The organism is Cobetia amphilecti, assembly GCF_032923285.1.
GTDB classification, from domain to species: domain Bacteria; phylum Pseudomonadota; class Gammaproteobacteria; order Pseudomonadales; family Halomonadaceae; genus Cobetia; species Cobetia amphilecti.
Genome location: NZ_CP136695.1, coordinates 1,223,444 through 1,241,670, shown reverse-complemented (window position 1 = coordinate 1,241,670; position 18,227 = coordinate 1,223,444). Strand labels below are relative to the sequence as shown.

The 18,227-nt window shown below is 62.0% G+C and carries 16 protein-coding genes; 5 read left to right on the top strand and 11 right to left on the bottom strand.

Annotated features, from left to right (window positions below):
* Positions 1-175 precede the first annotated feature (175 nt).
* The 4 genes from R1T44_RS05325 (at position 176) to yacG (ending at position 3,252) form a co-directional block, all read left to right on the top strand.
* Positions 176-1,414: a type II secretion system F family protein gene (locus tag R1T44_RS05325; RefSeq protein WP_317292725.1), complete on the top strand. Its 1,239-nt coding sequence runs from the start codon at positions 176-178 to the stop codon at positions 1,412-1,414.
* A gap of 92 nt (positions 1,415-1,506) precedes the next feature.
* A complete protein-coding gene (locus R1T44_RS05320; RefSeq protein ID WP_279837054.1) occupies positions 1,507-2,367 on the top strand; it encodes a prepilin peptidase in 861 nt (286 codons plus the stop codon).
* Positions 2,364-3,014 (top strand): dephospho-CoA kinase, encoded by a 651-nt coding sequence (coaE, locus tag R1T44_RS05315; protein WP_279837053.1) that lies wholly within the window; start codon positions 2,364-2,366, stop codon positions 3,012-3,014. Before R1T44_RS05320 ends, coaE begins: the two co-directional genes overlap by 4 nt.
* Positions 3,007-3,252 carry a DNA gyrase inhibitor YacG gene (yacG, locus tag R1T44_RS05310; protein ID WP_043332481.1) on the top strand — a complete coding sequence of 82 codons (246 nt, stop codon included), beginning with the start codon at positions 3,007-3,009 and terminating at the stop codon, positions 3,250-3,252. The genes coaE and yacG overlap by 8 nt, the downstream gene beginning before the upstream one ends.
* A gap of 132 nt (positions 3,253-3,384) precedes the next feature.
* Here yacG and R1T44_RS05305 read toward each other — a convergent pair whose 3' ends face one another.
* The 4 genes from R1T44_RS05305 to R1T44_RS05290 form a co-directional block, all read right to left on the bottom strand.
* Positions 3,385-4,338 carry a Nudix family hydrolase gene (locus tag R1T44_RS05305; RefSeq protein WP_317292724.1) on the bottom strand — a complete coding sequence of 318 codons (954 nt, stop codon included), beginning with the start codon at positions 4,336-4,338 and terminating at the stop codon, positions 3,385-3,387.
* Positions 4,339-4,445: 107 nt separating this feature from the next.
* Complete coding sequence (gene argJ / locus R1T44_RS05300) at positions 4,446-5,669, bottom strand: bifunctional glutamate N-acetyltransferase/amino-acid acetyltransferase ArgJ (RefSeq protein WP_317292723.1); 1,224 nt, start codon at positions 5,667-5,669, stop codon at positions 4,446-4,448.
* Positions 5,670-5,758: 89 nt separating this feature from the next.
* Entirely contained in the window at positions 5,759-8,521 is a 2,763-nt protein-coding gene (secA, locus tag R1T44_RS05295; RefSeq protein WP_317292722.1) for a preprotein translocase subunit SecA, read from the bottom strand.
* 176 nt (positions 8,522-8,697) lie between these two features.
* Positions 8,698-9,078: a hypothetical protein gene (locus R1T44_RS05290; protein WP_043332488.1), complete on the bottom strand. Its 381-nt coding sequence runs from the start codon at positions 9,076-9,078 to the stop codon at positions 8,698-8,700.
* A gap of 62 nt (positions 9,079-9,140) precedes the next feature.
* Here R1T44_RS05290 and R1T44_RS05285 point away from each other — a divergent pair, with 62 nt between their 5' ends.
* Positions 9,141-9,620: a DUF721 domain-containing protein gene (locus R1T44_RS05285; protein WP_175088315.1), complete on the top strand. Its 480-nt coding sequence runs from the start codon at positions 9,141-9,143 to the stop codon at positions 9,618-9,620.
* 216 nt (positions 9,621-9,836) lie between these two features.
* Here R1T44_RS05285 and lpxC read toward each other — a convergent pair whose 3' ends face one another.
* The 7 genes from lpxC to murG form a co-directional block, all read right to left on the bottom strand.
* A complete protein-coding gene (lpxC, locus tag R1T44_RS05280) occupies positions 9,837-10,748 on the bottom strand; it encodes a UDP-3-O-acyl-N-acetylglucosamine deacetylase (RefSeq protein WP_054555085.1) in 912 nt (303 codons plus the stop codon).
* 451 nt (positions 10,749-11,199) lie between these two features.
* Positions 11,200-12,366 (bottom strand): cell division protein FtsZ, encoded by a 1,167-nt coding sequence (gene ftsZ / locus R1T44_RS05275; protein WP_317292721.1) that lies wholly within the window; start codon positions 12,364-12,366, stop codon positions 11,200-11,202.
* A gap of 40 nt (positions 12,367-12,406) precedes the next feature.
* On the bottom strand, positions 12,407-13,687 hold the full coding sequence (ftsA, locus tag R1T44_RS05270) for a cell division protein FtsA (RefSeq protein WP_043332496.1): 1,281 nt from the start codon (positions 13,685-13,687) through the stop codon (positions 12,407-12,409).
* A gap of 289 nt (positions 13,688-13,976) precedes the next feature.
* Complete coding sequence (locus tag R1T44_RS05265) at positions 13,977-14,705, bottom strand: cell division protein FtsQ/DivIB (protein WP_317292720.1); 729 nt, start codon at positions 14,703-14,705, stop codon at positions 13,977-13,979.
* 3 nt (positions 14,706-14,708) lie between these two features.
* Positions 14,709-15,710 (bottom strand): D-alanine--D-alanine ligase, encoded by a 1,002-nt coding sequence (locus R1T44_RS05260; protein ID WP_317292719.1) that lies wholly within the window; start codon positions 15,708-15,710, stop codon positions 14,709-14,711.
* The gene (murC, locus tag R1T44_RS05255; protein WP_317292926.1) at positions 15,707-17,119 is read right to left on the bottom strand and encodes a UDP-N-acetylmuramate--L-alanine ligase; all 1,413 of its coding nucleotides are present in this window, start codon (positions 17,117-17,119) and stop codon (positions 15,707-15,709) included. The genes R1T44_RS05260 and murC overlap by 4 nt, the downstream gene beginning before the upstream one ends.
* A gap of 22 nt (positions 17,120-17,141) precedes the next feature.
* Positions 17,142-18,218, bottom strand: coding sequence for an undecaprenyldiphospho-muramoylpentapeptide beta-N-acetylglucosaminyltransferase (gene murG / locus R1T44_RS05250; RefSeq protein ID WP_317292925.1), 1,077 nt, complete (start codon positions 18,216-18,218; stop codon positions 17,142-17,144).
* Positions 18,219-18,227 lie beyond the last annotated feature (9 nt).

The following is an 18,227-nucleotide window of genomic DNA, read 5'->3' as shown; positions in this document are numbered from 1 at the left end:
TGATGGCAAACCTAGCATGTGATAGTCGTCCATGCTGGCTAACAGCGATCAATACGCCAGATAGCTGACTTTTGCTCAGTCATCAGGCACATTGAAGACAAGATGACCCAGGCATTGATGATCATGGCTCGACCTACTATGCCTGCTCCCCATTTATCAGGGAACGATAACTGACATGGCAACTCCCAGAACTGCCAAGAAAGACAAGAAAAAAGCTGGCATTGAAACTTGGCAATGGTCAGGCAAGAACTCGCGCGGTGAAAACGTCAAGGGCGAGCTGATGTCGGCCAATGTCGATCAGGTCAAGAACACGCTGGTCAGTCAAGGGATCGTACTCAAACGCCTGCGCAAGAAGTCCTCCCTGTTTGGCGGCAGTAAAAGAGTCAGTGGCAAAGATGTCACCATGTTCGCGCGTCAGATGGCGACCATGATCCGTGCTGGCGTGCCGGTACTCCAGGCATTTGGCATCGTGGCTGAAAGCATGAAGAGTCCAGGCATGCGTCATCTGGTCGAAGACATGATGAATCAGGTGGGAGCAGGTGCCAGCTTCTCGGAAGCCTTGCGCAAACACCCCCAGCATTTTGATAACCTGTTTGCCAATCTTGTCGAAGCCGGCGAACAAGCTGGTGCCCTGGACAAGATGCTTGACCGTGTCGCGACTTATAAAGAAAAGATTGATTCTCTCAAGGCGCGCGTCAAGAAAGCCCTTTATTACCCTATCGCCGTGATCGGCGTCGGGATCGGGGTAACAGCTATCCTGTTGATCAAGGTAGTTCCGCAATTTGAAAGCCTTTTCCAGGGCTTCGGCGCAGAGCTGCCAGCATTTACTCAGCTTACGATCACCTTATCCGAGTATGCACAGAATTATTGGTACGTGGCATTAGGCGCGATAATCCTGACCGTCGTACTTATTGCGCAGGGAATCAAGCGCTCTGAAAAGTTTGCCTACGCCAGCCACCGCTTCATGCTCAAGGTACCCGTGCTCGGCGATATTCTGGATAAATCGTCTGTCGCTCGCTACTCACGCACATTGGCTACGACCTTCCAGGCAGGTGTTCCATTGGTAGAGTCACTTGATACTGCCGCCGGCGCCTCAGGCAACAAGGTGTATGAGCGTGCCATTGCCCAGATCAAGGAAGATGTCTCTACCGGCCAGCAGCTGAACTTCGCCATGCGCAATACGCAATTGTTTCCGACACTGGCGGTACAGATGGTGGCGATTGGCGAGGAATCCGGCTCACTGGATGCCATGCTCAACAAGGTCGCCGACTTCTATGAAGAAGACGTCGACAACAAGGTAGATGCGCTGACCTCATTGCTTGAGCCCTTGATCATCGTGGTGCTAGGCACCCTGGTGGGCGGGCTTGTGGTCTCGATGTATCTTCCCATCTTCGAGCTGGGCAACGCGATCTAGCACGCAGCCTTTTGTCTCGAAAGAAGCTTTCATGCCAAGCGGCCGCGCCACCTCAGGGACGCGGCCGTGTCATTTACTGACAAGGACGACTCGTGGAATCACTCGCCCAACTCTCCCCCACACTGCAAGCCTGCCTGGCCGGTATATTCGGTTTGCTGGTCGGCAGCTTTCTGAATGTCGTCATCACCCGCCTGCCCGTGATGATGATGCGCCAATGGCGCGCCGAGGCCCGCGAGGCATTGGAGCTGGAAGCCGAAGACACACCGCGCTTCAATCTGCTGGTCCCTGCATCACGCTGCCCGGGCTGTGACACGCCGATCAAGTGGCACGACAACCTCCCCATCCTCGGTTGGCTGAAACGCCGTGGCCGCTGCGCCAGCTGCAATACGCGCATCAGCGCGCAGTACCCGCTGGTGGAACTTGCCGGTGGCGCGCTCGGCGCTTCCATCGCGTTGATCTACGGCCTGGAGGCACAGAGCCTGTGGATCTTCGGTGCCTGTCTGACCCTGCTGGTACTGTCAGTCATCGACTTCCGCACCCAGCTGCTGCCAGATGCCATCACCCTGCCACTGCTGTGGGCAGGCCTCGCCTATCAGTTGCTGTTCCAGCCTCTGATGCTGCCCAGTGCCGTGATCGGCGCGATGGCGGGATATGTGGTGCTGTGGAGCTTCTACTGGCTATTCAAGCTGGTCACCGGCAAGGAAGGCATGGGCTACGGTGACTTCAAGCTGCTTGCCGCTCTCGGTGCCTGGCTCGGCTGGCAGTGGTTGCCGCTGCTGCTGATTCTGTCCGCTGGTCTCGGGGCCGTTCTGGGCATCCTGCTGCAACTGCTGGTACCGCGTCTGCGCGGCGCCCCGATGCCCTTCGGACCTTACCTGGCGGTTGCCGGCTGGATCGCCCTGCTGTTTGGCACGCCCTTGATGAGCCTCTACCTGAGCGTGATCGGCGCATGACGACGACTTCTGTACCCCAAGGCCCCATCATCGGTGTCACAGGCGGCATCGGCAGCGGCAAATCGAGCGTCGCGCGGCTGTTCGGCGAGCTGGGCATCCAATGGGTGGATGCCGATGATGTCTCGCGCGAAATCGTGCGTCCCGGCGAAACCGCACTGGCCGAGATCATCGCCCACTTCGGCGAGTCGATCGTCACGGCGCAGGGCGAGCTTGATCGCGCCGCGCTACGCGAGCGGATCTTCGCTGCCCCCGAGGAGCGCCAGTGGCTGGAGCGCTGCACCCATCCGCGTATCCGGGAGCGGATCGTGCAGCACCTGGCGGCCATGACCAGTCCCTATCGCCTGCTGGTCTCTCCTCTGCTGTTCGAATCCGGCCAGGACAGCCTCGTCTCACGCACCCTGGTGGTGGATGTCAGCCAGGATATCCAGCTGGTGCGCACGCTGAGCCGCGATGGTGTCAGCGAAGCACAGGTACGCGCCATCCTCGCCGCCCAGCTGCCACGCGAGACACGACTGGCCAAGGCCGACGATGTCATCGACAATGACGGAAGCCAGGCGCATCTTCGTGAACAGGTAGCGGCCATGGATGCCTACTATCGATCACTGAGCGCCCCCCATACACCGTTTCAGGACACCCCTCATGTCTGATGCCACCGCTTCCCACAATGGCAAGACACCATTGACCGTCGCTTGCCCGCAATGCCGTACCGACGTGGTATGGAGTGCCGCCAGCGAGTTTCGCCCCTTCTGCAGCAAGCGCTGCCAACTGCTGGATCTTGGCGCCTGGGCTGACGAATCCCACAGCATCGCCGGTGAGCCCGCCATGGATGAGACCAGCATCGACGAGATGGTGGCGCGCATGGAGCGCGACATGCATCAGCAGTAGCGCTCGAGAGAGACCTGCTGGTTCAGGCCGATAAAAAGCTCGGCACTCAAGACGCTCGGCAACAAAAAAGACCCTCGAGGCTAGCCTCGAGGGTCTTTTGTCGTTCAGGCAACTGCCATCAACACGCGATCATCACTTCCAGAAATCACGGATCGATGCGATACCCTGGGCACCGACGGCGCGTGCATGATCGCTGTCATAGCGGGACATGCCGCCCAGCGCATAGACCGGCATGCACGCCTGCTCGACCAGCCCCTGGAAGTCATGCCAGCCCAGCGGAGGACGCTCCGGATGCGACGGCGTCACACGCAGCGGCGACAGTGACACGAAGTCACACGCCACACGGCCGGCCTGGTCCAGCTGCTGCTGATCATGGGTGGAGGCAGACAACCACTTGTTGGCGGCAACCGGACGCTCGCCCTTTTCCGCCAGCTCCGCCAGACGTACGCTGGTCAGGTGGATACCATCCGCATCGACCTTGCCGAGCATGGACGGTTCGGCGTTGAGCAGCAAGCGGGCCCCACGCGCATGACAGATCGCCAGCGCCTTCTCGGCACGCGCGATATAGGCCGCCTCATCCAGCTCCTTGGCGCGCAGCTGGACCAGACGCACGCCATCCTCATCCAGCGCACGCGTCAGACGCGTCTCGAAGACGTCCTCATCGGCCTCTTCCGGCGTGATCAGATACTCGCGCGGCAGCGAGACCGCCCGCAGAATCGGCAGATTCGCCGCCGGGAAGGCGTACTTGTAGAGATCCTCGATCTCGACCCAGCGCACTGCCTGCCCTTCACGCCCAAAGGGCTCGCCAGTGAACTGACGCGTTTCCCACACATCCAGCAGTATGTGCTTGTCCGGGTATTCGTGATGAATACGGATCAGCGGCTGAGCACGAATGATCTCGATGCCCAGCTCTTCGCACAGCTCACGCTTGAGCGCTTCCAGACCGGTTTCGTAAGGCGCCAGCTTGCCACCCGGAAACTCCCACAAGCCGCCCTGATCCACCGTCGAGGGACGACGTGCAATCAGGACCTGGCCCTGTTCGTTTAAGATGGCGGCAGCCGCCACGTGAACCCTTCGCTTCGGCATGATGCCTGTACCTTTGACTCGCGTTGTACATCCGACTCCGCCTCGAGAGGCGAAGCCTGCGGGAGATATTGCATTACCGTTTCAGCACAAGCCTCCGCCCTGGGGCGTCAGCTACGATAATCAGCGTTGATCGAGACGTAATCGTGGGACAGATCCGATGTCCAGATGCGAGCTTCCTGCTGTCCACGTCCCAGGCGGATGCCGATCACCAGCTCTTCCTCGGCCATGGCGGCACTGCCGGCGGCTTCGGTGTAGCTGTCGGCACGGCCGCCCTGTTCGACGATGGTGACGCCATTGAGCGTGATCGCGACACCCGTGACGTCCAGCTCTTCCAGCGGCGCACGTCCGACGGCCGCCAGAATGCGCCCCCAGTTGGCGTCGCTGGCATAGAGCGCTGTCTTGACCAGCGGCGAGTGCGCGACGGTAAAGCCGACGGCACGCGCCTCTTCCTGTGAACGCGCCTCGCTGACCTCGATGGTGACGAACTTGGTCGCCCCCTCGCCATCACGAATGATGGCCTGAGCCAGCTCGAGCATGACCTCCGCCAGGGCGGCCTCAAACGCGATCAGGTCTTCACCCTCGATGCGCCCGGCCTGCCCCGTGACAGCCAGCATGCAGGCGTCATTGGTGGAGGTATCGGAATCGACGGTGATGCTGTTGAAGCTCTTGACCACCACCCGGCGCAGCATGGCATCGAGCGCCGCCTGATCGATGGCGAGATCAGCATCGGTGGCCACGAAGCCCAGCATGGTCGCCATGTTCGGGCAGATCATGCCGGAGCCCTTGGAGACACCCGCCAGCGTCACGCTCTCGCCATTGCTCAGCGCAAGTGTCCGCCAGCTGCCCTTGGGCCGCGTATCGGTGGTCATGATGCCATGCGCCGCGGCAGACCAGTCGCCCTCGCCCAGGTCGGCAAAGGCTGTCGGCAACGCCGCCGTCAGGCGATCCATCGGCAGCGGTTCACCGATCACGCCGGTCGAGAACGGCAATACTGCCTTTGCATCACAGCCGGCGATCTCCGCCAAGGCCTGGCAGGTCGCGCGAGCATCGGTCATGCCCTGCTCGCCAGTCCCCGCATTGGCATTGCCGGTGTTGATCACCAGATAACGCGGCCCTTCGACGCCTGCCGTGAGGTGCTCACGTGCGACATGGACCGGTGCCGCACAGAAGGCGTTGCGGGTAAAAGTGCCTGCAAGACGCGACCCTGCCTCGAGGGCCATGATCACCAGATCACGACGACCCGGCTTCTTGATACCGGCTTCAGCAACCCCGATCTGAAAGCCGGCAATCGCCGGCATGTCAGCGGGAAAAGTGGAAGGCCCTACCGCCATCGTTCACGTCTCCAATCATGGTGTTCTGTGACAACTGCCCCCTGCGAGCCGAATCGACGTGACGCGCAGGGAGGCTGTTTGGCGCAGTGTCAGCTCAGCTTGCCGTGGCACTGCTTGTATTTCTTGCCGGAACCGCACGGGCACGGGTCGTTGCGGCCGACCTTGGGCACATCGCGGCGCATCGGCTCGCCATCGCCCTGGGCCTGAGGCTGCGCACCGTACTGTGCCTCGACGACCTCTTCGGCCGCCTGGACACCGTCTTCACTGACCGCATCTTCATCGACACGGCGCGTTTCGGCGCTGGCCTGCTCGCGCTCGAGGTTGGCACGACGCTCTTCTTCCAGCGTGTCGACCTCTTCCTGGCGACGCACCTGCACGTGGCTGAGAATGCGCACCACGTCGGACTTGATGTTGACCAGCAGCGTCTGGAACTGCTCGAACGCTTCGCGCTTGTATTCCTGCTTCGGGTTCTTCTGGGCATAGCCGCGCAAGTGGATGCCGCGACGCAGGTTGTCCATCGCCTGCAGGTGCTCCTTCCAGCGCGTGTCCAGCACCTGAAGCATGACCTGCTTCTCGAAGCGGCGCATCAGCTCAGGGCCAACGGCCTCGACCTTGTCGGCGTAAAGCGCTTCATGGGCGGCCTGCAGACGTTCGCGCAGCGCTTCCTCATGGAAGTGCTCGTCCTCTTCCGCCCACTGCACCAGCGGCAGGTCGAGGTTGAAGTCAGTCTTGAGGTCGTTCTCGAGGCTCGGCAGGTCCCACTGTTCCGGCAGGCTCTGCGGCGGCACACGCAGGGAGATGGCGTCATCGAGCACCTCGCGACGGATGCCGGCGATGTTCTCAGCGATCTCGTCGGCTTCGAGGATGTCGTTGCGCTGCTCGTAGATCACGCTGCGCTGATCGTTGGCGACATCATCGTACTCGAGCAGCTGCTTGCGCACGTCAAAGTTGCGACCCTCGACCTTCTTCTGCGCGCGCTCGACGGCATTGGAGACCATCTTGTGCTCGATGGCTTCGCCCTTCTCGAGCCCCAGCGCGCCCATCAGACGCTGCACGCGGTCAGAGCCGAACAGGCGCATCAGACTGTCTTCCAGCGACAGGAAGAAGCGCGTGGAGCCCGGGTCACCCTGGCGACCGGCACGACCGCGCAGCTGGTTGTCGATACGACGTGATTCGTGGCGCTCGGAGCCGATCACGTGCAGACCGCCCGCGGCCAGCACGGCTTCGTGACGCTCCTGCCAGCCATGCTTGATCTCGTTGATCTGCTCTTCGGTCGGCGCTTCCAGCTCGGCAAGCTCGGCTTCCCAGTTGCCGCCCAGCATGATGTCGGTACCACGACCGGCCATGTTGGTCGCGATGGTCACGGCGCCCGGACGACCCGCCTGGGCGATGATGGCGGCCTCGCTGACGTGCTGCTTGGCGTTCAGGACGTGATGCTTGACGCCCGCCTTGTGCATCATCTGCGACAGCAGCTCGGAGGTCTCGACCGAGGCGGTACCCACCAGCACCGGACGACCTTCCGCGACCTTCTCGCGGGCGTCCTCGATGATGGCGTTGAACTTCTCTTCCGCGGTCAGATAGACCAGATCATTCATGTCCTTGCGCGCGATGGGCTTGTTGGTCGGGATGACCATCACGTCGAGGTTGTAGATCTGACGGAATTCGAAGGCCTCGGTATCGGCCGTACCGGTCATGCCGGACAGCTTGTCGTAGAGACGGAAGTAATTCTGGAAGGTCGTGGATGCCAGCGTCTGGCTTTCCTTCTGGATGGCAACGCCTTCCTTGGCCTCGACCGCCTGGTGCAGGCCTTCAGACCAGCGACGACCGACCATGGTACGCCCGGTGTGCTCATCGACGATGACCACTTCGCCGTTGTTGACGATGTAATCCACGTCACGCACGAACAGGTTCTGGGCACGCAGCGCAGAGTGCACGTGGTGCAGCAGGCTCAGGTTCTGGGCCGCATACAGGGAATCCTCTTCCCCGAGCAGCTCCTGGGCACGCAGCAGCGCCTCGACCTTCTGGTGGCCGAACTCGGTCAGCTCGACCTGCTTCTGCTTCTCATCGAGGGTGAAGTCGCCGCTTTCCGGATCTTCCTCATCGCTGCACTGCTCGAGCTCGCGCGCCATGCGATCGATGATCTTGTAGAGGTCGGTATTCTCTTCCACCGGGCCGGAGATGATCAGCGGTGTGCGCGCCTCATCGATCAGGATGGAGTCGACCTCATCGATGATGGCGAAGTGCAGCTTGCGCTGGACCTTGTCTTCCAGCGAGAAGGCCATGTTGTCGCGCAGGTAATCGAAACCGTATTCGTTGTTGGTGCCGTAGGTGATATCGGCCTGATAGGCGGCGCGCTTGTCTTCGTTGGGCTGGCCGGAGTAGATGACACCGACACTCAGACCGAGGAATTCATACAGCGGACGCATCCAGTTGGCATCACGGGTGGCCAGATAGTCGTTGACCGTCACCACGTGGACGCCTTCGCCGGTCAGCGCATTCAGGTAGACCGCAAGCGTCCCCACCAGCGTCTTGCCCTCACCGGTCTTCATCTCGGCGATGCGACCTTCGTGCAGCGCCATGCCGCCGACCATCTGGGTATCGAAGTGACGCATGCCCATGATGCGCTTGCTGGCCTCACGCACGGTCGCGAAGGCTTCCGGCAGCAGCTTGTCGAGATGTTCCCCTTGCGCGAGACGCTCGCGGAATTCCGCGGTCTTGGCTGTCAGCGCCTCATCGGAGAGCGGTTCAAGCTCGCTCTCGAGCGCATTGATCGCGTTGACCCGCTTGCGCAGGCGCTTCACTTCGCGATCATTCTTGGAACCCACTACCTTGGTCAGGAATTTACCCAGCATATTCTGTCCTTGTACGTGACCCGGGGGTCGGGTCACGCCTTCACATATCATGACACTCAAGCGCTGCCGCCAAAGGCGATGACAGGGCAGCTCGATGTGGCCCGGGGCCCATCAGGCATAACGCTCGAAAGAGAAAACGAACCTCATCATCCGCGGCGCGGACGATGAACGGGGTGTCAGGACAGAATGGGCGGCGCACGCGGCGCGATGGCATTGACGAGGCCACGCAGCAGAACGCGGGTGCAGGAAACGAAGGAGCGCTGGCGCGGGAGGTTGGGACTGGCCTGGGGCGCACGACGCACCCGCTTGCGCAGGCAGCGCAGCCCCTGACGGCGACTCTCGGCACGAATCACCGCGGGTGCCAGCAACTGGATGCTGGCCAGCGTCAGATTGACGCGCTCGACCTGCGCTGCGCTCAGTCCAGCGGGGAACAGACAGCTGAGCAGCAGGCCTGCCAGCAGCCAGCGCGGCGCCGTGCGTACCGACCAGCGACGCGAAGCGCCGCTACCGGAATCCGGTAACGCACGAGGGCGTGCTGTGGCATCGACAGGGCTCATGCTGTTGCCGGACTCCCGCTCATGATAGATTGCCGGAAATCACTGAACCGGCATGCAAGCCCATGAGTATAAAGGCTAAGCGTTTCCGCGCCCAGCCCGCGGCGCGCCTGTTGAACGGCAAGGGGCAACTTGGCAGCGTCATGCGCCAGGCGCGCATGCTCGAGCAGGCCCAGCTACACCTGCGTGCTGCACTGCCCAAGGACATGCAGGAACAGGTCTTCGTCGGCGGCTATCACGATGACACCTTGACGTTGATCACCAGCCGCGCCTCCTGGCTGACCTGGCTGCGCTATGAGCAGCGTCGCCTGATCAGTGTGCTGCGCGAGCTGCCAGAACTCGCCACCCTCGCCCGCCTGGCCTTCAAGGTCCGCCCGATTCGTCCGGCCTTCGTGCCCGCGCGCCAACCACGCCACCTGCCAGAGGCTGCCGCGGAACACCTGCTGGATTGCGCCTCCCATACCCGGGACGAGCGTCTGCGCCTCGCCCTGGAGCGACTGGCGGCCCACGCATCGGATTCGAGCGACGACGCCGAGACGCCCTGAGCCAACTCAAGCATTTCTTGTCTGGCATGCAAACAGCCGCGCCGCCCAGAAGGGCGGCGCGGCTGTTGTCGTTTCCATCTCCGGCTGGCTAAGGCCGGAGCAGTGCTGTCAGGCTGGACGGGCTAGGTCACAGTGTTCTGCTCGTACTGTCTCTCTGAGTGCTTTTCTTTTGAAATACCTCGTCTTGCAGCTTTCGCAGATGTCATTGGCCTCGACTCAGACGGCAAGCGCCGGAGAGGCATAGGAAATCGGCATCGCATCGGAGTTCTCGAAGGTGACGATCTCGTAGCTGTCGGCATTTTCCAGCAGCGCGCGGCACAGCATGTTGTTGAGGCCATGGCCGGACTTGTAGCCACGGAACTCGCCGATGATGCTGTGGCCCAGCTGATAGAGGTCACCGATGGCGTCCAGCACCTTGTGCTTGACGAACTCATCGTCGTAACGCAGGCCTTCATCGTTGAGGATGCGATAGTCATCGACGACGATGGCGTTGTCGAGGCTTCCACCCAGCGCGAGGTTCTGGGAGCGCAGGAATTCGAGATCACGCATGAAACCGAAGGTACGCGCGCGAGACACTTCCTTGACGAAGGAGGTGGTAGAGAAGTCGACCGTGGTGGTCTGCTTCTGCTGTTCGAACACCGGGTGATCGAAGTCGATGGCGAAGGACACCTTGAAGCCGTTGTGCGGCAGGAAGGTCGCGACCTTGTCACCATCACGCACTTCGATCTCGCGCTTGATGCGGATGAACTTCTTGAGCGACGACTGCTCCTGGATACCAGCGGACTGGATCAGGAAGACGAACGGACCCGCGCTGCCGTCCATGATCGGCACTTCCGGCGCGGACAGCTCGACGAAGCAGTTGTCGATGCCCAGGCCTGCGAAGGCGGACATCAGGTGCTCGACGGTCGTCACCTTGGCTTCACCGTTGGAAACGGCGGTGCACATGGTGGTGTCACGGACGCTCATCGCATCGGCACGGATATGAGCCTGCGGCTCGAGATCGGTACGGATGAAGACGATGCCGGTGTTGACCGGAGCGGGACGCAGCGTCAGGTAAACCTTGTCACCTGAGTGCAGACCAACGCCTGTGGCGCGGATCGTATTCTGGAGTGTTTTTTGTCGAATCATAGGGAGATAGCCAGTCAGCCTGAATTTGGAAACAGTGTTCATGATAACAGCAATGCAGGAATTCAACAAATTGTCACCTGCCGCTGTTAGGGAAATTCAACATTGCCTTTCGAGCACCATTGAGGCTGACCCGCGCGCCTGCTGGCCTCGTGCTGAGTATGAACACGCAATCACCAAACAGTTCTCACTCGCACTGCCATAAAACGATAATCAATGTGCAAGACAGCTTGAAGTCCTCCCTTCCTTACGCGCCCACGGCACTGGCGGATGCACACGTGACGCACAGGCAGCGCCCCGCGGCGGCGGCGAAAGCCCCTTTTGTCTGCCCCGAAAACGACTTCACCCACCCGGGAAGCCCCGGATGGGTGAAGTCAGACTCATGATGAGCCGTGTCATCCCAGCCTCATGCCGACTGGCGCATGAGCGTCAATGACGTGTCAGTCAGTGCGCATCAGTCAGCCTGGCGACGCAGGAAGGCCGGGATATCGAGATAGTCATCCATATCACGCGACTTGCGCGGCTCCGACTTCTTGGCTGCCGCTTCCTGCTCTTCCTTGGCCTGACGGGTGACCGTCGGCGTCTGCAGGCTGCGGTAATCCGCCGGCTTCTCGACGGAACGCTTGGCCGGTGCCGTTTCACGCGCAGCCGGCTTCTCGACGCGACCGTCGAGACCCGCCGCTACGACAGTGACACGCAGCTCGTCGGTCATGTCCATGTCGATGGACGTCCCGACCACGATGGTGGCGTCCGGAGAAGCGAACTCCTGCACGGTGGCACCCACATCGTTGAATTCACCGATGGAGAGGTCCGGGCCTGCCGTGATGTTGACCAGGATACCGCGCGCGCCGTGCAGATCGATGTCTTCGAGCAGCGGGCTGCGAATGGCCTTCTCGGCGGCTTCACGAGCACGGTTCTCGCCGATGGCGTCACCGGTCCCCATCATCGCCATGCCCATCTCGGACATGACAGTGCGCACGTCGGCGAAATCGACGTTGATGATGCCCGGGCTGGTGATCAGCTCCGCGATCCCCTGCACGGCACCCAGCAACACGTCGTTGGCGGCGCTGAAGGCGCTCAGCAGGCTGGCGCTCTTGCCCAGCACAGACAGCAGCTTCTCGTTGGGGATGGTGATCAGGGAGTCGACGTGCTCGGAGAGCTCCTTCATGCCCTGCTCTGCCGCCTTCTGACGACGCGGCCCTTCGAACGGGAACGGACGCGTGACGACGGCCACGGTCAGGATACCCAGTTCCTTGGCGACCTGCGCCACGACAGGAGCACCGCCGGTACCGGTACCACCCCCCATGCCAGCAGTGATGAAGACCATGTCGGCGCCTTGCAGCAGCTCGACGATACGCTCGCGGTCTTCCATCGCCGCCTGGCGGCCCACTTCCGGGTTGGCGCCAGCGCCAAGCCCCTTGGTGATTTCACTGCCCAGCTGCAGGACAGTCTTGGCGGCCACGCGCTTGAGCGCCTGAGCATCGGTGTTGGCGCAGATGAACTCGACGCCTTCGATGTTGCTCTCGACCATGTGATTGACGGCGTTACCACCGCCGCCGCCAACACCGATCACCTTGATGACCGCGCTGCTGGAGGGTGCGTTATCTACCAGTTCGAACATATGCCCTGTCTCCTGGATCACAGTCTTTCTGTAATCCCTGTCAGAAATTTCCCTTGAACCAGCCCTTGATCCGCTCCAGCGTGGAGGTGTCGTGCTCTTGGCCGTGAACGCGTCGCGCGGCAGATTCCTCTCTGCGCACCGCGACGGTCGTCGACGATGGCGTGTGCCGCTCCTGTTTCATCCCATAATGTAGCAAACCCACACCCGTGGAATAAATCGGATTGCGGACCACATCCGCCAGTCCACGCACATTTTGCGGGCAAGCGATGCGAACCGGCATGTGGAAGATCTCCTCCGCCAGCTCAACGACACCTTCCATGCGTGACGTTCCACCCGTCAGAACCACGCCCGCAGCCACGAGATCTTCATAGCCACTGCGACGCAATTCATCGCGGACCAGGGTGAACAGTTCCTCATACCTGGGCTCGACCACTTCGGCCAACGCTTGACGGGACAGATCACGTGCCGGTCGGTCACCGACACTCGGCACCTTGATCGTCTCGTCGCTGGAGGCCAGTTGGGTCAGAGCACAGGCATACTTGACCTTGATTTCTTCTGCATATTGCGTCGGTGTGCGCAGCGCCATGGCGATGTCATTCGTGACCTGATCACCCGCGATGGGGATCACAGCCGTATGACGAATGGCACCTTCGGTGAAGACGGCGATATCCGTGGTACCACCGCCGATATCCACCATGCACACACCCAGTTCACGCTCATCCTCGGTCAGAACCGCATGACTCGAGGCGAGCTGCTCGAGAATGATGTCGTCGACTTCGAGCCCGCAGCGACGCACGCACTTCTCGATATTCTGCACGGCATTCAGTGCGGCAGTGACCAGGTGAACGCGCGCCTCAAGACGCACCCCGGACATGCCCAACGGCTCGCGAATACCTTCCTGACGGTCAATGGCATATTCCTGCGGCAGCACGTGAAGAATGCGCTGACCTTCAGAAATCGCTCGAGCGCGCGCCGAGTCGATCACGCGTTCGATATCAGACGGCGTCACTTCGCGATCCTTGATCGCCACGACACCATCGGAATTCATCGAACTGATATGACTGCCGGCGATGCCCACATATACCGAGTGGATATCGCAGCCGGCCATCAGCTCAGCCTCCTCCACTGCGCGCTGAATCGACTGTACGGTCGATTCGATGTTGATCACCACACCCTTCTTCATGCCACGTGAAGGGTGGGAGCCAATTCCCGCAATTTCGATACCGCCATCATCGGTCGGCTGACCCACGATCGCGACTACCTTGGAGGTTCCGATGTCCAGCCCGACCACCATATCCTGTGATTTGGAATGTCCTGCCATAGGTCGGGCCAGCTCCTTGATTCTGGTTCATCATGAAAATAATTGCGCGCTTTGACAGACAACATGTCTGCCGCACCACCCAAAACGGGTTTACGTTCCGTTTAACCCGTACAGAGGGATTTGACTTCCCAGTATAGGAGCAGCCACTTGGGGCATACCAGCCTAAAATACCGAGGGGCGCAAATCCCCGCTAGAATAGGCGGGATTGACGACAAATGAAACTGGCGATATCGCCATTTTGCTAATACTCACACGCAAATGAAGCATGTAGTGAGTGTCGCCATTTGCCTCAACTGTCCTTGCCTTCTTCGGGTGCCGTCGTCTCCCCATGCCACGCCACTGCCACTCCGTTGGGGTAACGCAGATCAATGTAGCGGATCTGCGACGCCTCATCGCCCAAGCGCCGTTGCCAGGCCGCCATGAAACGCGCCAGACGCGCCTCTCGATCATTGCGCCCCAGCATCACCCACACCGAATCATTGACCTGAAAGCGCCAGGCGCCGCGTGGCTCCAATCGCAACTGGGAGACATTGAGCCCCAGCCCGCCCAACTGGCTCTGCAGCGTGTCAAGCTCGGCCAGCACTTCGGATCCACTGCCCTTGGGCCCCGCCAGATTGGGCAGATTGCCCAGCTGCGTGACCGGGCCCGCCTGGAAGGCATCACCGCGCACATTGAGCAATTCGCCATCATTCCAATAGGCCACCGGCTGCTGTTCAAACAGCTCGAATTCGAGTGTATCCGGCCAGCGACGCGAGATGCTGACCTCACTCAGCCAATCGATCGCCAACGCGCGACGCCGAACCTCGCCCAATGGGACGGAGAGCCAGCTCTGGCCACGAATCAACGGCGCGATATGACGCTGAAGGTAGGCAGCACTGACATGATCGAAGTCACCCTTGATGGTGACTCGCTCAATGGGACGGTCAAGCCAGGTCCACAATGCCTGTCCGCCCGCGACCAGCAGCGCAAGACCGAGAACGAGGCCGAAGATTGCGCCGGTAGTGCTACGCGCCGCCATCGATCAATGACCACTCTGCTGAGCGACTGACGCATCGTTTGCGTCCCGCTCGGCGAGAGTCGTGTCGAGAATGCGCAGCACCAGGGTGGCGAAATCGAGCCCGACATGTGCCGCGGACTGCGGCACCAGGCTGTGATCGGTCATGCCCGGCGAGGTGTTGACTTCCAGCAGCCAGAAGGCACCGTCCGCATCTTCCATCACATCGACACGGCCCCAACCCTCGCAGCCCAGCACGTTGAATGCCTTGAGCGAGATCTCGGCCAATTCCGCCTCGCGCGCAGCGCTCAGGCCACAAGGCAGCAGATAGCGCGTGGTATTGGCGATGTATTTGGCATCATAATCGTAGAAACCACTATCGGCTTCGATGCGAATGGCCGGCAGGACTTCGCCGTCCAACACCGACACCGTGTATTCCGGGCCCTTGATGAAACGCTCGGCCATCACCACCGCATCGAAGCGGCTGGCATCCGTCCAGGCATCCTGGAGCGCCTGGGCGTCCTCGACGATATGGATGCCGAGTGTCGACCCCTCATGCACCGGCTTGACCACCACCGGCGTCCCGAGCGTCTCGAGCACCGACTGCCAGTCCGTGTCCGCCGCCAGGCGACAGGAGCGTGGCGTCGGCAAGCCTTCGATATCCCAGAGCTTCTTGGTACGCAGCTTGTCCATGCCCAGTGCAGAGGCCAGTACGCCGCTGCCGGTGTAGGGGATGCCCAGCAATTCAAGCGCACCCTGCAAGGTGCCATCCTCGCCGCCGCGACCATGCATGGCGATGAAGACACGGTCGGGGCGCAAAGCCTCGAGACCGACCAGCCCATGCGCCATGTCATAGCCCTGCACATCGACACCTGCGCCCTGCAGGGCCGCCAGCACCGCCGCACCACTCTTGAGCGACACCTCGCGCTCGGCGCTCAGGCCACCGAACAGCACCACGACACGTCCATAGCGCGTGGCCAGCTCAGGATTCACGCCTGTCGATCCGGACGGGGAGGAAGAGACGGTCATAGCGTCACCTCGTCAAGCTTGAGGTCGACCCCCGCCAGTGCCAGCGCAATGCCACCGACATCGCCCGCCCCCTGGGTAATCAGGATATCGCCCGGACGCAGCACGTTCTTGAGCAGGTCCGGCAAGGCACGCTTGTGCTCGACGAACAGCGGGTCCACCTGACCGCGCTGACGGATCGAGCCCGCCAGCGAGCGGCCATCGGCGCCCGGAATCATCGCTTCCCCGGCACTGTAGACATCCAGCAGCAACAGGGTGTCGACTTCGGACAGCACACGCACGAAGTCTTCATAGAGATCATGGGTGCGCGAATAACGGTGCGGCTGGTAGGCCATCACCAGACGGCGCTGCGGCCAACCGGCGCGCACGGCGCGAATCACCATCTCCACTTCGCGCGGGTGGTGGCCATAATCGTCCACCAGCATCACGCTCTGCTCACCATTGGGTGCCGCGAATTCTCCGTGCACCTGGAAGCGACGACCGACACCGGCAAAGCTTGCCAGCGCGCGGGCGATGGCCTCGTCGCTGACACCGACATCGGTGGCGATGGCGATCGCCGCCAGGGCGTTGAGCGCATTGTGCTCACCCGGCATCGCCAGGGTGATCTCGAGCGGTGCATGGCCTTCCGGACGCAGCGCCGTGAAGCTGAGCTGACCGCCACCCTGGCGGAAATCGCTGATGCGGTAATCGGCATCGTCGCTGAAGCCGTAGGTCACGAACTGACGCTGAACACGCGGCAGCAGCTCACGCACGTTGGCATCATCGATACACAGCACCGCCAGACCGTAGAACGGCAGGTTGTGCAGGAATTCGATGAAGGTGTCCTTGAGGCGATTGAAGTCGCCCTCATAGGTAGCCATGTGATCGGCATCGACGTTGGTCACCACCGAAATCAACGGCTGCAGATGCAGGAAGGAGGCATCGGACTCGTCCGCCTCGGCGACCAGATACTCGCCCTCGCCCAGACGGGCGTTGGTGCCCGCGCTGGTCAGCTTGCCGCCGATGACGAAGGTCGGGTCCATGCCACCTTCCGCGAGCAGGGTCGCGGTCAGGCTGGTGGTGGTGGTCTTGCCGTGGGTGCCGGCAATCGCGATGCCCTGGCGGAAGCGCATCAGCTCGGCGAGCATCTCGGCGCGACGCACGACGGGAATGCGATGCTCCCGCGCCCAGGCCACTTCCGGGTTGGTGGTGTCCACTGCCGTCGAGACCACGACCACATCCGCGCCTTCGGCATTGATGGCCGCATGACCGATGGCGACACGCACGCCGCACTCACGCAGATGCGCCGTGACGGCGGATTCCTTGAGGTCACTGCCGCTGACCTCATAGCCCATGTTGCCCAGTACTTCGGCGATACCACACATGCCCACACCGCCGATGCCGACGAAGTGGATACGACGGATGCGGCGCATACCTGCACCGCGATCAGAATTGCTAGCGTTCAAGGCGAGTCTCCATGCAGCCTGCCAGCATGGTCGCTACCGCATCGAGTTCCGCACTATTGCGGGCGCGAGCGGCCATGCCAGTGAGTATCTTGGGGTCAAGCAATTCTGCCAGCGTCTCGGCGAGGCGCTCGGCAGTCAACGTATTCTGGGGAATCAGGCGCGCGGCATCCGCCTTGACCAATACCGCGGCATTGACGGTCTGGTGGTCATCCACGGCGTGGGGGAACGGCACCAGCACCGCAGGGCGACCTGCCGCAGCCAGCTCGGCCACGGTCAGCGCGCCGGCGCGACAGACCACGAGGTCTGCCCAGGCGTAGGCCTCGGCCATGTCACCGATGAACTCGCTGACCTCAGCCGTGACGCCGGCTGCCTGATAGGCGGCAAGGGTCGCCGCCTGCTTGTCACGTCCGGCCTGATGGCGCACCACGGGGCGCGAGGCTTCCGGCAGCAAGGCCAGCGCCGGTGCGAGCGTCTCGTTGAGCGCCTGAGCCCCCAGCGAGCCGCCCATCACCAGCAAATGCAACGCACGCGCCTCGCCTGCCGTCTCGACAGCAGACTCGGACGCATGCCCGGCGGCACCAACGTCGGCGATCTCATCGCGCACCGGATTGCCCACCACCTGAGCCCCGAGGGCGGGCGGGAAGGCGCCCGGGAAGGCGGCGTAGACACGCGTCGCCATCCGCGCCAGCACCTTGTTGGTCAGGCCCGCGATGGCGTTCTGCTCATGAATGACCAGCGGAATGCCTTCAAGGCGCGCCGCGAGCCCGCCCGGACCACTGGCGAAGCCACCGAGGCCTACCACCAGCACCGGCTTGAGCTCACGAATCACGCGCCGCGCCTGCAGGACGGCACGCGCGAGACGAAACGGGATCGCCGCATAGCCCGCCAGTCCCTTGCCACGCAGGCCTGCGACCTCGACCCGATGCAGCGGGTAGCCGGCGTCAGGCACCAGACGATTCTCGATGCCACGCGGGCTGCCCAGCCAATGGATCTCGTGACCGGCCGCCGCGAGGGCACGCGCCAGCGACAGCGCCGGGATCACATGCCCTCCCGTGCCGCCGGCCATCATCAGCAC

Bases quoted from the DNA above. Each gene is read 5' to 3' on its own strand.
- R1T44_RS05325 (WP_317292725.1), top strand. From the start codon at position 176: ATGGCAACTCCCAGAACTGCCAAGAAAGACAAGAAAAAAGCTGGCATT.
- coaE (WP_279837053.1), top strand. From the start codon at position 2,364: ATGACGACGACTTCTGTACCCCAAGGCCCCATCATCGGTGTCACAGGC.
- yacG (WP_043332481.1), top strand. From the start codon at position 3,007: ATGTCTGATGCCACCGCTTCCCACAATGGCAAGACACCATTGACCGTC.
- R1T44_RS05305 (WP_317292724.1), bottom strand. From the start codon at position 4,338: ATGCCGAAGCGAAGGGTTCACGTGGCGGCTGCCGCCATCTTAAACGAA.
- argJ (WP_317292723.1), bottom strand. From the start codon at position 5,669: ATGGCGGTAGGGCCTTCCACTTTTCCCGCTGACATGCCGGCGATTGCC.
- secA (WP_317292722.1), bottom strand. From the start codon at position 8,521: ATGCTGGGTAAATTCCTGACCAAGGTAGTGGGTTCCAAGAATGATCGC.
- R1T44_RS05290 (WP_043332488.1), bottom strand. From the start codon at position 9,078: ATGAGCCCTGTCGATGCCACAGCACGCCCTCGTGCGTTACCGGATTCC.
- R1T44_RS05285 (WP_175088315.1), top strand. From the start codon at position 9,141: ATGAGTATAAAGGCTAAGCGTTTCCGCGCCCAGCCCGCGGCGCGCCTG.
- lpxC (WP_054555085.1), bottom strand. From the start codon at position 10,748: ATGATTCGACAAAAAACACTCCAGAATACGATCCGCGCCACAGGCGTT.
- ftsZ (WP_317292721.1), bottom strand. From the start codon at position 12,366: ATGTTCGAACTGGTAGATAACGCACCCTCCAGCAGCGCGGTCATCAAG.
- ftsA (WP_043332496.1), bottom strand. From the start codon at position 13,687: ATGGCAGGACATTCCAAATCACAGGATATGGTGGTCGGGCTGGACATC.
- R1T44_RS05265 (WP_317292720.1), bottom strand. From the start codon at position 14,705: ATGGCGGCGCGTAGCACTACCGGCGCAATCTTCGGCCTCGTTCTCGGT.
- R1T44_RS05260 (WP_317292719.1), bottom strand. From the start codon at position 15,710: ATGACCGTCTCTTCCTCCCCGTCCGGATCGACAGGCGTGAATCCTGAG.
- murC (WP_317292926.1), bottom strand. From the start codon at position 17,119: ATGCGCCGCATCCGTCGTATCCACTTCGTCGGCATCGGCGGTGTGGGC.
- murG (WP_317292925.1), bottom strand. From the start codon at position 18,218: ATGGCCGGCGGCACGGGAGGGCATGTGATCCCGGCGCTGTCGCTGGCG.